We start from the raw sequence: 15,180 nt of genomic DNA, 5'->3' as shown, positions 1-15,180 counted from the left end.
AAATCAGTTCCTCAAAACTTGCGTGCCTGCATTACGTGCAGCCCCAAGTCCGGAACCAGGATGTTGGTCCAGCTTCATCCACAGGGTTATGCACAGTCCGTGGATAATCGGCTACTGAGCCACTCTAGGGGATCAAAACGCTAGAAGATAGCTGGGAAGTAGCTTGTGGATAATTACACCGTTGTGGTTCGAAAACAGGCCCTGTGAGCCAGTTCATCCACAGGCTGTGGGGCAAGGTTAGCCACAGCCATGGGCAGGTGCGAAGACACTGTCCGGTTTGACTCCGGGGCGCATTTTGCCTAATGTTGTGAAGTCCTTTGTGTGCGCTTTCCGCCCCATCTGAATCTCTCCGACGCTTTGCGTTTGGGCAGCCGGGGGAAGCGCGCATATACAAAACTTAGCGTCGGCCAGTTCTTCCCTTTTACTGATCGGGTGGGCGCACCTTTGATCCACTGGAGTAACTAACGTGAGCAAGCGGACTTTTCAGCCGAATAACCGCCGTCGAGCCAAGAAGCACGGCTTCCGCCTTCGTATGCGTACCCGTGCCGGCCGTGCCATCCTGGCAGCCCGTCGTGGCAAGGGCCGCACCGAACTGTCGGCCTAGATTCTGACTCGTCGGTTTACTGTTTCTTTGCGAGTTTAAGGTGCTGGCCACCCGTAACCGTTTGAGGACCTCAACCGATTTTTCCACAACTGTACGTTCCGGTGTCCGCAATGGACGCCGGAACGTAGTGTTATATGCGGCAGCTCTGGCTGCCGACGAACCCAGCCGGATCGGGTTCATCGTTTCCAAAGGTGTCGGGAACGCTGTGGTCAGGAACCTCGTTAAGAGGAGACTGAGAGAAGCCGGTGCCGCCTCGCTGCGCGAGTACGGTACCGGGTTTGCCATAGTGGTCCGGGCCCTGCCTGCGTCGGCAACCGCGAGTTGGGATCAACTGCTCGCGGATTACAACGCCGCACTGGAATCGACCATGAACCGGTTGGGCAGCCGCCTTCCGCGGGCTGCTGTAAACGGTTCAACCGGTACAACACAGGAAGGGACACCGCGTGCGTAACGTGACTGCCGCTGTCGTCCGCTACGTTCAACCTGGTGTTGCCTCTGTGTGCGCGTTCCTTTGGAACCTGCCCAAGAACATTCTTATTCTGGTGCTGATGGCCTACCGCAAGGTGATTTCCCCCTTGTACGGCCAAGTCTGCCGGTTTTTTCCTTCCTGCTCCGCCTACGCCCTTGAGGCGATCACTGTCCATGGCGCAGTGAAAGGCAGCTGGCTTGCCGCCCGCCGTCTGGCGCGCTGCCATCCGTGGAACGCCGGCGGCGTGGACCATGTCCCCGCCGGTCACCGCCACTGGCCCGATGACCGGACCCCCACAATTGTTGTGCTGAACAACCCGGACAAGTACTTGGCTGCTCAGACTGATGGAGAAGGCCGCGTTGCGGCCTGACGAATAGGGATATCGTATGGACTTCTTTGAAACAATCATGTTTCCGTTCAAGTGGCTGGTTTCCATCATCATGGTGGGCTTCCACGAGGGCCTGAGCACTATCGGCCTGCCTGAAGCGTCAGGCTGGACGTGGACCCTGTCGATCATCGGCCTGGTGCTGGTGATCCGCGCCGCCCTGATCCCGGTGTTCGTCAAGCAGATCAAGGCGCAGCGCGGCATGCAGCTGCTGCAGCCGGACCTGAAGAAACTCCAGGACAAGTACAAGGGCAAGACCGACCAGCTGTCCCGGCAGGCCATGGCACAGGAACAGATGGCCATGTACAAGAAGCACGGCACCAACCCGTTCTCGGCCTGCCTGCCCATGCTGATCCAGATGCCCTTCTTCTTCGCTCTCTTCCAGGTGCTGTCCGGCATCAGCGCTGCCCGCGACAAGGGTGCCGGCATCGGGGCCATGAGCCACGAGCAAGTGGTGCAGTTTGATGACTCCACCATCTTCGGTGCCACCCTGTCCGCTTCACTCCTTCACGGTGGAGAAGGCAACCTGACAGCCGTCTGGATCCTCTCGATCGTGATGATCCTGGCCATGACGGCCTCGCAGTTCATCACGCAGAAGCAGATCATGGCCAAGAACATGTCCGAAGAGGCCATGGCCAGCCCGTTCATGCGGCAGCAGAAGATGATGCTTTACATCCTGCCTGTCGTGTTCGGCGTGGGCGGCATCAACTTCCCCATCGGTGTCCTCATCTACTGGACCACCACCAACCTTTGGACCATGGCGCAGCAGTTCTTCGTCATCCGCCGCATGCCCACGCCGGGATCCCCCGCTGCGAAGGCACTCGCCGAGCGCAGGGCCGCCAAGGGCCTGCCGGCCCTGCCCATTCTGGGCGGAAAGAAGGCCGACGCCGAAGCGGAGGCAGCTGCCGCTGCGGCGGTCATCGAGCAAAAGGGACAGCGCGTCCAGCCCCAGCGTAAGAACAGGAAGAAGAAGTAATGTCTGCTGAAAGCACCGAACACGCCCTTTCCGACGAGGTCATTGACGACCAGGACGAAACCACCACGGACACCGACGCCAACCCCAAGGGGACTGCCGCAAGCCGCCTCGAAGAGGAAGGCGACGTCGCCGCGGACTACCTGGAGGAGCTCCTCGACATCGCGGACATCGATGGTGACATTGACATCGAGGTGCGCAACGGCCGCACGTACATTTCCATCGTGGCTGAGGAAGAAACGGACGGCCTTGACGCCCTGGTAGGCGAAGACGGCGAAGTCCTCGAGGCCCTGCAGGAGCTGACACGGCTTTCCGTGCTGTCTGCCACCGAGAACCGCTCACGCCTGGTGCTGGACATCAACGGCTACCGCCAGCAGCGCGCCGGCCACCTGCAGAAGATTGCCGAAGATGCGGCCGCCGCAGTGAGGGAGACCGGCAAGGCCGTGGCTTTGGAACCGATGAGTGCCTACGAACGCAAGATTGTTCACGACGCCGTTGCCGACCTTGGCCTGGTCAGTGAATCTGAAGGCGAAGGCTCGGGCCGCCACATCGTAGTTTCCGCTGACTAGAGAATTGCTGAACGTTGACCATGGTTGATATCACGGCGGCCGAACTGCTGGCGGCTGAGAAGATCTTCGGTGACCGCCTGGATCTCGCCAAGCGGTATGTCGAGCACTTGGCTACTTCCGGTACTGAGCGCGGGCTTATCGGGCCTCGCGAGATCCCGCGTCTGTGGAGCCGGCACGTGCTCAACTGTGCCGTCATCGAAAGTGAGATCGCCCACGGCAGCCACGTTGCCGATGTGGGGAGCGGGGCCGGACTGCCGGGGCTCTGCCTCGCCATCGCGCGGCCTGATCTTGAGCTCACCCTGATCGAGCCGCTGGAACGCCGCGTGATCTGGCTCCAGGAAGTGGTGGACGATCTGGGCCTGACAAACGTCACCATCATGCGGACCCGGGCTGAACTTGCAGTCGGCATGGTTGATGCCGATGTGGTCACTGCCCGTGCCGTCTCCGCACTGAGTAACCTGGCCGGCCTGACCATCCCCCTGCTGGCCGGCAAGGGTGAAGTTGTGGCGATCAAGGGCCGCAGCGCCGGCGAAGAAATCGAAAAAGCCGCGAAGGTTATCCGCAAACTCGGCGGCGTCCAGACGTCGGTGGTGACCGTCGGGGAAAGCCTCTTGGAGGAACCCACCACGGTGGTCCGAATCGTTGTAAACAAGTCCCGAAAGATTGCATAGTCCGGGCCCGGTAACCTTGGTCTGCAGGACGAAGCGGTTAGGCTAGACAACGGCAGCAACAGCTGAACGAGAGTGAGTGTGTCCCAGTGACCAGTAGCGAAGCCTCCACACAACGGATCCCCCCGTTTGTGTCTTTGGGGTCAGCACGTTCATTTGCTGGCATGGGTTCTGTACCGGTGCGAGGGGAAAATCACCCTACTCCGGTTGCAGGCGTGGCAAAGTTTCCGGCTGTTTCACGTGAAACAGCGTCGAGCGGCAAGACAAACGTCATTGACACGATGGATGACTCTAGCCCCATAGCGCGTGAACTGGCACACGAGACGAAGCGCCGGGAGCGCCTGGTTGGCAGGGAGCTGCCCAAGCCTGACAAGACACGTATTTTTACCGTGTCCAACCAGAAGGGCGGAGTGGGTAAGACAACCACTACCGTAAACATTGCCGCGGCCCTTGCCGCCGCCGGCTTGAACGTCCTGGTCATCGACATCGATCCGCAGGGCAACGCCTCCACCGCCCTCGGCGTGGAACACCACGCGGATGTGGACAGCATCTACGACGTCCTGATCAACGATTTCCCGCTGGCTGATGTGGTGGCCCCCTGCCCGGACATTCGCAACCTGATCTGTGCTCCTGCCACCATTCACTTGGCCGGCGCTGAGATTGAGCTCGTCTCCCTCGTAGCCCGTGAACAGCGGTTGCGCAGGGCAATCGACGTTTACGCCAAGACCCGGGCGAAGAATGGCGAGGAACGGCTCGACTACATCTTCATTGACTGCCCGCCAAGCCTGGGGCTGCTCACGGTGAACGCCTTCTGTGCTGCCGGCGAGGTCCTGATCCCCATCCAGTGTGAGTACTACGCCCTGGAGGGACTGAGTCAGCTCCTCAAAAACATCGAAATGATCCAAAAGCATCTGAATGCGGATCTCGTGGTGTCCACGATTCTTCTGACGATGTACGACGGCCGGACCAACCTCGCGGCACAGGTCGCGGCTGAGGTTCGCCAGCACTTCCCGGACCAGGTCCTGGGTGCAGTGGTTCCCCGCTCGGTACGGATCTCGGAAGCACCCAGCTACCAGCAGACTGTGATGACATACGATCCTTCCTCCAGTGGTGCCTTGTCTTATCTGGAAGCCGCAGCGGAAATCGCTGAACGCTAAAATCTTCAAAATACTGCAACAACCGGAGTCCGGCAGTGCCTGACTCTTCCATCGGAGGGATTTATCCATGAGCGAGAAGCGACGCGGCCTGGGCCGCGGACTTGGCGCACTCATTCCAAGTTCCGCCGCTGGTAATGGGTCGGGCAATGGGACTGCTGTTTCGCGGCCCGTGGACCTCTTCTTTCCCGAAGGCCGGAAGAAAATTGATTCCTCACCGGGCGTTGTAGAAGACGATGCGAAGCCGGGGGGCGCCAGGTCCCGGTCGACCGCCGGCTCAGCACCGGCAGGGGCACCGCAAAAGCGGACAGCGGTTGCTTCGGCGAAGCAGACGACGCCCCGGGATGACCAGGCAGCCAAAGATGCGGCCGCCCCGGATTCCGGCTCCCCCATTAAGCCTTCGCCGACGGCGACTGACAAACCTGCCGCGACGAAGGCTCCGGCTAAGACCTCCGCCAAGGGTCCGGCCAAACCCACGACGTCCTCCGGTACTCCAGCAGCCGAGGAGGCGTTGGAAGCTGAGCCTGCCGCGAAGCCGTCCTCTGTTGCCAATGACACTGAGGACCTCAACAACCGAGTGGACAACGGGGTTGACCTTATAGAGGTCCCCGGGGTTCGGTTTGCTGAGATCCCGGTCTCCGACATCCACCCAAACCGGAAACAGCCCCGCTCAGTCTTCGATGAGGACGATATGGCGGAGCTGATTCACTCTGTCCGTGAAATAGGCGTCCTCCAGCCAATTGTGGTGCGTACTTCAACCGAAAAGGGTGGAGAACCATATGAACTGGTCATGGGTGAGCGCCGCTGGCGTGCAGTACAGGCCGCAGGTATGGAAACCATACCGGCCATCGTGCGGGATACCACCGATGATGACCTTCTCAGGGACGCACTCCTGGAGAACCTCCACCGCAGCCAGCTGAACCCCCTTGAAGAAGCGGCCGCCTACCAGCAGCTGCTCGAGGATTTCGGAACAACGCACGAACAGCTCGCTGACCGTATCGGCCGTTCCCGTCCTCAGGTATCGAACACGCTTCGTTTGCTTAAGCTGCCTCCCCTCGTGCAGCGGCGGGTTGCGGCAAACGTTCTTTCTGCCGGCCATGCGCGTGCTCTGCTGGCTCTTCCGGACGCGGCAGCAATGGAACGCCTCGCGCAGAAGATCGTGGCGGAAGGTATGTCTGTGCGGGCTACTGAAGAAGCCGTGACCCTGTACCAGGATCCGACCAGGCCTGCCAAGAACAATATCCCTCGTCCGGGGGCACGCCATGAGCGTCTTGACTACCTGGCATCGTCCCTCTCGGATCGCCTGGACACCAATGTGAAGATCTCCCTAGGTGTCCGCAAGGGCCGGGTAAGCATAGAGTTTGCCAGTGTTGAAGACCTGAACCGCATCATGGAGGTTCTTGCGCCGGGGGCCGAAAACTAGCCGGCATGACGAAGCTTGCAGCCTAGACTGTGGGTTAGTCACCGAGGGAGGGACTGTTTCACGTGAAACAGGCCCTCCTTTTTTGCTGTTCACATTGTGCGGGGTGAATCTCCCTTCTGGGCCGCTACCGTGCATACGCTCCTGAAATTGCTTCAGTTGCCCGCTGCCCGACCGCCCGCCGCCCCCCGCCTCCGACTGAGATCGTCACTTAGCGAAGGTCTGCCCTTCTCCTGCTTGCCTTCCCTCGGATACAGTCCGCTCGCTACCTCGGATGGCTCGTTGATGCGTAGCATTAGCGGCACTTTGATTGCGTGCAAGGTAACTGGCCCTGATCGGGTGCGTGGGTTCTAGTTCGCGGGTCTGGTCGCTGGGCTTCTGGCTCCGTTGCTTTGGTTGATTGAAGTTGGTTCCGGTGCTCTTTAGCTTTGGAACGGCCATGGTTTGTTGGAGCACTCGATGACAATGACACCAGCGTAAATAGGACTAGCGGCCAGGACACACGCACTTGGCTCCTATCCATGGTGGTCACTGCCTTCGTCTCTTGCAGTGGCCCGTGCGCGGCAGTTTCACGTGAAACAAGCGACTTGAGCCCCGCGGGGATGCTTCTGTTTCGCAGACTGTTTGTCGCCGTCATCAGCTCCGTCTAACAAGCGTGTGCACTTTCGGAGCTTCGGCAGCACGGGCGAGGAGGTCACGTTGTGGCGATCTGTGTTCCCGATAGCTCTTCTAAACTGAATGCTTTCACAGCATCACACGACTACGCGGGGTGAAACTAACATTGACTCGACGCCGGTGGTCCCCGGTGTATCCCGGACCTGCATGAGGGGCAGTAGTCTCTGCAGAGCTAGCTAACATTCCATCCACGCCGTGAATGCGTTTCACGTGAAACGTCGCGCACGTTGGGCTGGCACCCTGGGAGCAGACGTTCACGAATCCAGGTATCGACCCTCTCTACCGGGACCCGTACCGCGTAGATGTACAGATCTAAGGAATTCAGGATGGTGTTCGCGTAGCGCCCCCGAAAGCGCACCCGCTTGTCGCCTGCTATGTCGGTGGAGGCCCTGGATATGAATGGTCCTGCTGACTCCCATGATGGATGCACAGGATGATCCTCGGCGTGTTTGTGGGAACGCAGCTGTCCCCTGCTGCGTGGTCGTGTACTGCGTGGACGGCAGAACCTTACGAACACCCTCTCAGGCGCTCCCAGGCGCTTGCACGGGCTCGCGCATGCCGCATGTAGTCGTGGACCCCTCCGCCAGGTCGGACGAAGCACAAAGGGCGGGCTGGACGAGACAGCAGCTGTATCTGTGACGGCGCATAGATAGCCGACAGTGATCCCTGCCCTGCTTCGTAGCCCTTACGCGAAGCTACTACCCACGGCCCTTGTCCCGGCTTTCGAGCCGCGTCACCCCCTTAGCCACGTGGCACTTATAGTGCGCCGGCAGACCAAGGCCGATGTTGGTCTCATGGGGGTACCCATGGCTGTGCGGAGCCCCTCCCCCGGAGCTCGGCGAGGGCGGTTGCGGCGTTCCCGGGACTTCGTGGCTGGGTTCCGCTGAACTGCTGAGGACAGCACGGCTGACTGCTACCTCATGGATAGTCGTGGCTGTTCATCAATAGAGCCGATGAGCAGGGCGATGATAGTCCCCGTACTTGCTTGCTGTGCGCAGGCACCTAAACCAGGGGCTCGTGCCACTGGTTCGTCACGGTCAAGGGATGGGAGCGGGAGGCACAGAAGACGTAACAGCGGATTCATACGAGTCCGACATTAGCCCCACGTTTAGTGCAGTGTTACGGTCCTTGCCTCGCCGGCATGAGGGAGTTTTTTCGGAACGCAGCTTGTTGCGCAGCACGCCACAATCGCGCATTAGATATATCGCGCATTCCGGTGGTCGTCGGCTGGCGGTGCGGGCTTAACATTCGAAACGGTCTAGGGCCTGGGTGGCCTTGGGCTGTTGTTGTGACATGACGCACTGCCATCGCGGGAACATCCACAAGATTCATGAGGGCCAATTTCGAGCGGTGGGCCGTAGGAGGCTGCCCGGCTATGCGGGGGCTTCAAATGGTGGGAAGGGGGGCGACTCCGAGAAGCTGTACCTGCCCTTTGTGCAGTCGAGTCGCTCGCATGTCTCATGGTCCCTCGCTCGACGGGGAGACGGGAGGGTCGTTCACGTGCGCCGATCGTCCACCGGGAAAGCACGAGCGCGTTCTTGGCGGTTCTCCTTCCCAACGATTTCTTTCGACTTGGACGGTGGATATTCCTGTGGATAACTTTGTGGATAGTTGCCAGCGACGTGGGAGGGTAAGGGGGAGCCCCAACGAATCCAATTAGCGACGCGCGTAGGCGAAGCAAATTCCTGACTTGCCCGGGCAGCACCGTGTTTCACGTGAAACATTTACGGAACTGCTGCAATCGTTACCAGAAGCGCTAAATCGTCCATATATGACCGATTTAGCCCGCGTTTTCGATTTGACCAGCGGAATTTTCTGGCTGCCCGATTGGATGTGATCGGGCGTACACCCGGCAGCGCAGCTTGGGAGATGCCTCACATTCCCACGTGTAGCTGTGATCTCGATATTGGCTGCTCGTATCGGTGGATAAGTCTGTGGAAATCGGTGTGGATATTGCTGTGGATAACTCATGGGGATAACTCGTGAGGAATGACGATCTCCAGGCCGAAATCCGCCGTGGAAATCGCTGGCTGGAGATGGAGCATCCTCTGCATAGCTGCCGTCGCTGTCAACCCTTCGTAGGAATTCGCCGTGCGTGGACACAGGAGACCGATAGCCGAGTGAATCTCGATCACTGCTTCGCAGACCTGCGGAGCTCCGAGGGTTGATCTACATTGAAGAGTCTTCAGGGTGCGAGCTCCGTACGAAGCGACAATCACACTCTGACACTGACTCGGACACTGCATCCACTCCCGTCGCCGTGATCCGAGGGCAACTACCCCCGTGGAGTGCCCGAGCTTCGGCCCTTCTTTCGGCGGCGAGGTGGGTTGGCTCGTGCGTACCGGATGCCGGTGCAGCAAATCTAGGGTCTTCGGCTGCACCTCCTGGGCTGATAGATTCGTGCGCTGTTCGCTCTCGTGCATGCAAGGGCGGTGTCTGGCTTTAGAGGCTCGATGAAGCTCTTGGTACGCCTACGCGTGTAGCCTCTCCTGGGTAGCCTCAAACGCCGCACACCGGGTCTTGAGGCCTTGGCCGGGGATGCCCCCTGACCGCCCTCTCACTGTGGGTGTGTTGACGTAGGAATTCGTTCCGTGGCATGTGAAGTGTCCGCTGTACGCGCCCGCGCTGGCCGCCAGCCACGTGGTGTGCCGGCGACCTGGTGTGCGGGCGTCGTGCTGTGCTGACCACGTGGGTTGTGGTGTGCGGTGTGATGAGCAGAGGCTTGGGGTTTTAGCCGCGGTAGATGTTGGGCGCGCTGTGTATGATCGCCCCGGGCAAGCAACGTTGCGTCCTCGTATTATCGAGCTGCCACGGTGGCTGCGTGGAAGGTCTGGCCCAGAGTACCGAGACTCCAGGCTCACGTATCCGGGAACGTCGCTGTTTCACGTGAAACACTGAAGGCCAAGTGAGTGGACCTCAGCTGGCTTAGGACTACTTCGTTTCACGTGAAACATGAAGCTGAGCGGCGGATCTGACCTGGGTGCACGGCAAAAGAGGTGTTGGCAAGCGGGGCTTGCTCTCACCGCCGTCCGAGCTGAACTCGAACAGTACCTAGATATTGGCAACCCGGCATGCAACGCGGAGGACCGCCTCTTCGGCAGACTGAAGCTTTGTACGCTGCGGGATGGAGCCGACTGGGTGCTCCGCGTGGGCCAGAAGTGAGGATGCCGCTGTTGATTTGTTGTACGACGCGAATGCATGGGTCGCCACCGCCCCAACTTACGGAGTTTGGCGAGTTTTCTGCCTGCGGAGTCCTGCTCGATCTTGCAAGTAGTAAACACACCGCCGGCCGGAGCCCTGTGTAGAGACCCAAACTGATCCCCTACGCTCCTGGTTTCCCGGTGAACTCTCCCAACGCCTGAGACTTCGACGTCGTCGTCCCTTTTTGCCTTCATGGTGTTTTTGCATGGATGCTTCATGTTCCGTTCGTTGCAGGCGTCCTACTAGCCACAGAATCTGCAGGGCATATTGGGTGTGATTTCTGCACTGGAACGCTTTGTCTCCTGCTCGACAACTCAGCCACAGTGTTCAGCGAAGGACCCTGCCCAAGGATTCATCTCGGCGAACTCGTGTCACCGAGTGGTCTCCCCCAATCGAACCGGCTGGAGTCGCCATTCCGGCGAGCTTGGTTCCACCAAGGTGAGCGGCATGAGTGGTGGAGCTCGTTTCCCGGTTCCATGAGTCCTGGCAAAGAGCCGATGGCCTACGATCGGTTTACGCATGGTCTATTGTGCTGGCGGTGCTGTCATTTCCGTGTTGTGTGCTCATGCTGCGGCATGGCATCTCGGCGAGTAGGCCCCCTTCGTCGGCCGCTAGCCTCAAACTTGGTTTTTCGCTGGATTGAGGTGGGAGTGAGCAATTTAGCAGATGTGGTTCTCGGGAATCTGCTGGCTTTCTACCCAGTAAATCAGCGGTTTATAGTCACGTACCTCTAGATTCTCCGGCTGCGGACCGCTGATGGAACTTAGCACATAGGACGTGGCCCTTATCAGGTGTATTCTCGCTTGTCGTTGAACTAGACAAGACCAGGTGTCCCGGTGGAGCACCTCGGTGGTGAGGCTGCGTTGGTGGTGTCACCTCTTGTACCGTTGGCGTCTTTGACTATGTTTCACGTGAAACATTGCACGAGTTGACGATTGATCCCGGCCGAGCCGTGACGGACGTGAAGCGCCCCATCGCCCAGGTTGTTCCAAGGGCCACACAGTCACCACGCTGTCGGATCGTGTTCCTGCAAAGGGACTCAGTTGATTTGAGGCGCCACGAGAAAGGAGGGTTAGAGCAGAAGAGTGCGGACTCCATATTTTGTCGCAGCATAAATCTTCTGTCACGCCTGATTCGGATAAGATGCACCTTCCCCTGATAATGGGAATTGCGGGAAGCTTCAACATCGTTCGTCGGTGTGTTTCACGTGAAACACTCTTACCCGAGTTCGTCCCAAACCGACGGTTGCGGTTGTTGCGGATTCTGGAGAAGTCGTACCGAGACGAAAGAAGCGCTGCTGTTGACGCCGGGCGGGAGACTGTCCATCCCGTGCCGACCAAGGGAAATGGCATACTTCAAAGTGCCCGCGGGCAAGAATATGGCACAGTTCCGACGTCACACTCCCCCGCAAGCCAGGAGGTGTTTCACGTGAAACATAGAGTCGCCCAGCGAAGAGAACTCATCGGGCTCTGACTGAGAAATCTCCCGCTAACTTGCTTGGACGCCGCCCATGGACTCAGGCAGTATCTGCCGCGGTTCATGCTCTCGTAGTAATGTGCCCAGGGCAGAATTTGTGCGTTCTGAAACCGTGTTTGTTTGTTTCGTCAGCACGGAAACCGTGACTTAAACATCTGTGGCCACTGCTTCAGGGAAGCAGTGGCCACAAACGCTATTAAGCACTTATCGCAAGGACGCCTTCTTTGAGGGCCGGGGTCATGAACCGACAGCCGTGAGGTCCGTTAGGACAGGACGTCAGCGAATTCCTTTTCGAAGAACTGCTTGGGTCGGGCTCCAATAACGGTGCCCTTTACCTCGCCACCCTGGAAGAGGTATACAGCCGGGATGGACGTGATGCCGTACTCGGCGGCAATGCCCGGGTTGTCGTCAACGTTGACCTTGACGACGTCGACCTTCTCGCTGTACTCGACCGAGATCTCGTCGAGGATGGGTCCCAGCTTGCGGCAGGGGCCGCACCATTCGGCCCAGAAATCAACGATCACCGGTTTGTCAGCGGACAGCACGTCCGTGCCGAAGCTTGCATCTGTTACGTCTTTAGCGTTGCTCATAGCTTTGTCTCTCTCTTCGAATGGCGGTGACGCGGATTACGCGTGCAGGTCTGCGAGGTAATGTTCCACATCGATGGCAGCGACACAGCCGGAACCGGACGCCGTGATCGCCTGACGGTAGGTGGGGTCAACAACGTCGCCGGCGGCAAAGACGCCCGGGACACTGGTTCTGGAACTCCGGCCCTTCACGGCGATAGTGCCCTCAGGCGTAATCTCCAGCGTGTCTTTGACCAATTCGGTGCGGGGATCGTTTCCGATGGCTACGAACACGCCCGTGACGGCGAGATCGGATACGGTCCCGTCCTGCAGGTTCTTGATCTTGAGGCCGGTGACTTTATCCTCGCCGATGACGTCGTCCACGGTGCTGTTCCAGATAAACGAGATTTTCTCGTGTGCCAGCGCCCGGTCGGCCATGATCTTTGAGGCCTTGAGGGTGTCGCGGCGGTGGACTACCGTGACGGACTTAGCAAACTTGGTCAGGAAGAGGGCTTCCTCCATGGCGGAGTCTCCCCCGCCGATGACCGCAATGTCCTGACCCTTGAAAAAGAAACCGTCGCAGGTTGCACACCAGCTGACGCCGTGTCCGGAGAGCCGTTTCTCATTAGGCAGGCCCAGCTCGCGGTAAGCGGATCCGGTGGACAGGATGATGGACCGGGCCTGGAAAGTCTCGCCCGTGCCGATGGTGACGGTCTTGATGTCGCCTTCGAGGTCGAGTGCGGTGACGTCCTCGAACTGGATCTCCGTCCCAAACCGGGCGGCCTGCTTTTCGAAGTTCTCCATGAGGTCCGGTCCCATAATGCCGTCAGGGAAGCCGGGGTAGTTTTCGACGTCGGTGGTGTTCATCAGTTCGCCGCCGGCGGTCACTGAACCCGCCAGGAGCAGGGGCTTGAGGTTGGCTCGGGCCGTGTAGACCGCGGCCGTATACCCTGCCGGGCCCGAGCCGACGATGATGACATCACGTACTTCGGACGCGGTGTTTTCTGCGTTGCTCACTGAACGGTGAACCTCTTCCTTAGTCGATGCGCCGGTTTACTGGACCGGCCACATGGCACAACTGAATCTTGGTGGTGAATATTCCGGGCACCGCGCGAACGGAGTAACCATGAATGGTCATGACGGAGTCGCCTCAACAGGTGCCCTCCCAGATTACCGCCTGAAAACAGCTGAGCCGCATCTGTTACCGCCGGGGCCATCCCCTGGCAGAACAGACGCGGCTCGGCGGCGGCGTGACGCAGGCCCTCGCTACTGGACCTTGATTTCTGCAAGGCGGATGCCGAAGCCGTAGCGGGTCTTCGGGGCCGCCAGCCTGGGCAGCGCCTTGATGGACACAATGACGTACTGTGCCTTCACGGGCTCAGCCAGCGGCAAGGTCAGATCGGTTGACGTGAAGCTGTTCGTTCCCACGAGCTTGGCACCATCCAGTGACGGACGGTCGTTCGTGTAGACACTCAGGTTTCCGCCGGAAGCTCCAAGCTGGGTCAGGGTGATGGAAGAAACCGTGGCCGGGCTCTTCAGCTTCACAAACAGGGGTACACCGTCGGCGGCCAGGCCGCCCCAGCCTTCGGTAGCGAATTCCATATCGGACCAGTAGCTGGCTGCATTGCCGTCGAACGCCTTCACGAGGTCCACATCATAGGTGGCTGCGAAGTCGAAATTACCCTGGCGGGTGATGTTTTCGATGGACGGCGGGGCTGCCGGCGGTGCTGAACTCGGGTTGGCTGTGGGCGTCCCCGTGCCCGGACCTGTTGCCGGCGCGCCTGTCGAAGCCGGCGTTGGGTCGGCCTGCGGGCCGGACTGGAACAAGCTGCCCAGGTTGGTGAGGGCAAACACCAGCCCTGCAATGAGTACTACGGCAAGAAGGCCGCCCACGAGCCAGCGCATGGATCGCGGCTCACGCTCGGGCTCGTCGTCGTCATCGTTGTAAGCGCCTGTACCGCCTGCTGGCGGTACTGCTGCCGCCGGGGAGGTCTTTCGCGCAAGGGAAGGGAAAGCGGCTGCGGCACGATTGGGCTTGGCCGGCTTGGCCTCCGCTGCTGTGTCGTAGCCGGTGTCCTGGTCCTCGTAGGAGTAGTCGTCTTCAGACCACAGCGAGACCTTGGGCTGACCCTGTTCCTGTCCGTTGTGCGGCCGGCTGGCAACCGGTGCGCCGGAACCCGAAACCGGCTCCCGCTCCGCCGGCTGGACTGGATGCGGGGCGGTGGCCTGTTGGTGCGCGGCAGCTGCTCCTGCGGCGGCACCTGCAGCAGCGCCAGCCGCTCCGGCACCGGCGGCCCCGGTCGATCCACCGGCAGGGCGGGTGGTCGGACCGACCGGCGGCCGGGGCGGAACCACCGGCGGAACCGAAGGAGCCGACCGGTAAGGGTCCACCTGGCTGGGGTGGTGGTCGGCGTAGTTGATGTAGCCGGCGTCGACGTTCTCTTCTTCGTCGTACGGCTCGGGCTCGTGTGACCGCGCCTGGCCGAAAATCTCACTGCCCAGGGTGTCGGTAAAGAAGGGCTCAACGTAGGGCGCATCGGAAGCGACGACGAGATCGAGCAGGTCTGCCGCAGACGTGTGGTTCGTGATGAGGTAGGTGGCGGCTTCGGTGACGCCAAGATCGAGTACCTGGACGCTGCCGGGACGCTCCCCGGTAGCAACCTCGCGGGCACTCTGCGCAACCTGCTCCGTGTTGTGCGGGCCTGCAACCAGAATGCTGACAGGCCGGTTGAGTACCTGGTCCACCCCGTCCAGCACCAGATCATGGTCGTGTGAGGTCAATACCGTGGCTGTGACCTTGTAGCGGCCGCCGAGTACTGATCCAACGTCGATCGGGTGGGACACGTGTTCCTCCTAGACTGTCCGGGAATTACCGGCGTAGATGATGCCACCGGCGGTCAGAACCGGTCAAAAGGCCGGGCGTCGAGCCGGTTTACTCTTGCCTGCAACTACCCCTGTTCATTGTCGATCCTAGCCGATTGGCCCTACCCGCCGCGGGCGACAGGCAGCCGGAAACCCGG

At 60.1% G+C, this 15,180-nt stretch carries 11 protein-coding genes; 8 read left to right on the top strand and 3 right to left on the bottom strand.

What is annotated here, in order from left to right:
• The first annotated feature begins 466 nt into the window (after nt 1–466).
• The 8 genes from rpmH to IDT60_RS20110 all read left to right on the top strand — a co-directional run bounded on the left by rpmH (nt 467) and on the right by IDT60_RS20110 (nt 6,245).
• Nucleotides 467–604, top strand: coding sequence for a 50S ribosomal protein L34 (rpmH, locus tag IDT60_RS20145; protein WP_003800212.1), 138 nt, complete (start codon nt 467–469; stop codon nt 602–604).
• A gap of 40 nt (nt 605–644) precedes the next feature.
• Nucleotides 645–1,055, top strand: a complete 411-nt coding sequence (gene rnpA, locus IDT60_RS20140; protein WP_164203787.1) for a ribonuclease P protein component — start codon at nt 645–647, stop codon at nt 1,053–1,055.
• Nucleotides 1,048–1,443 carry a membrane protein insertion efficiency factor YidD gene (yidD, locus tag IDT60_RS20135; protein ID WP_191080393.1) on the top strand — a complete coding sequence of 132 codons (396 nt, stop codon included), beginning with the start codon at nt 1,048–1,050 and terminating at the stop codon, nt 1,441–1,443. The genes rnpA and yidD overlap by 8 nt, the downstream gene beginning before the upstream one ends.
• A gap of 16 nt (nt 1,444–1,459) precedes the next feature.
• On the top strand, nt 1,460–2,434 hold the full coding sequence (gene yidC / locus IDT60_RS20130) for a membrane protein insertase YidC (RefSeq protein WP_164203793.1): 975 nt from the start codon (nt 1,460–1,462) through the stop codon (nt 2,432–2,434).
• Nucleotides 2,434–3,000, top strand: a complete 567-nt coding sequence (locus tag IDT60_RS20125; protein WP_191080392.1) for a R3H domain-containing nucleic acid-binding protein — start codon at nt 2,434–2,436, stop codon at nt 2,998–3,000. Before yidC ends, IDT60_RS20125 begins: the two co-directional genes overlap by 1 nt.
• 20 nt (nt 3,001–3,020) lie before the next feature.
• The gene (gene rsmG, locus IDT60_RS20120; protein WP_191080391.1) at nt 3,021–3,671 is read left to right on the top strand and encodes a 16S rRNA (guanine(527)-N(7))-methyltransferase RsmG; all 651 of its coding nucleotides are present in this window, start codon (nt 3,021–3,023) and stop codon (nt 3,669–3,671) included.
• Between the two features lie 86 nt (nt 3,672–3,757).
• Nucleotides 3,758–4,825 (top strand): ParA family protein, encoded by a 1,068-nt coding sequence (locus IDT60_RS20115; protein ID WP_223883826.1) that lies wholly within the window; start codon nt 3,758–3,760, stop codon nt 4,823–4,825.
• 67 nt (nt 4,826–4,892) lie between these two features.
• A complete protein-coding gene (locus IDT60_RS20110; RefSeq protein ID WP_191080390.1) occupies nt 4,893–6,245 on the top strand; it encodes a ParB/RepB/Spo0J family partition protein in 1,353 nt (450 codons plus the stop codon).
• A gap of 5,612 nt (nt 6,246–11,857) precedes the next feature.
• Here IDT60_RS20110 and trxA read toward each other — a convergent pair.
• The 3 genes from trxA to IDT60_RS20095 form a co-directional block, all read right to left on the bottom strand.
• Nucleotides 11,858–12,184, bottom strand: a complete 327-nt coding sequence (gene trxA, locus IDT60_RS20105) for a thioredoxin (RefSeq protein WP_164203803.1) — start codon at nt 12,182–12,184, stop codon at nt 11,858–11,860.
• A 36-nt stretch (nt 12,185–12,220) separates the two neighbouring features.
• Nucleotides 12,221–13,177, bottom strand: a complete 957-nt coding sequence (gene trxB, locus IDT60_RS20100; protein ID WP_191080389.1) for a thioredoxin-disulfide reductase — start codon at nt 13,175–13,177, stop codon at nt 12,221–12,223.
• 249 nt (nt 13,178–13,426) lie between these two features.
• Entirely contained in the window at nt 13,427–15,004 is a 1,578-nt protein-coding gene (locus IDT60_RS20095) for an ABC transporter substrate-binding protein (RefSeq protein ID WP_191080388.1), read from the bottom strand.
• Between the last annotated feature and the right edge of the window lie 176 nt (nt 15,005–15,180).

Source organism: Pseudarthrobacter sp. BIM B-2242, from assembly GCF_014764445.1.
In the GTDB taxonomy this organism is placed as follows: Bacteria; Actinomycetota; Actinomycetes; order Actinomycetales; family Micrococcaceae; genus Arthrobacter; species Arthrobacter luteus_A.
This window is presented reverse-complemented; position numbering and strand designations above follow the sequence as displayed.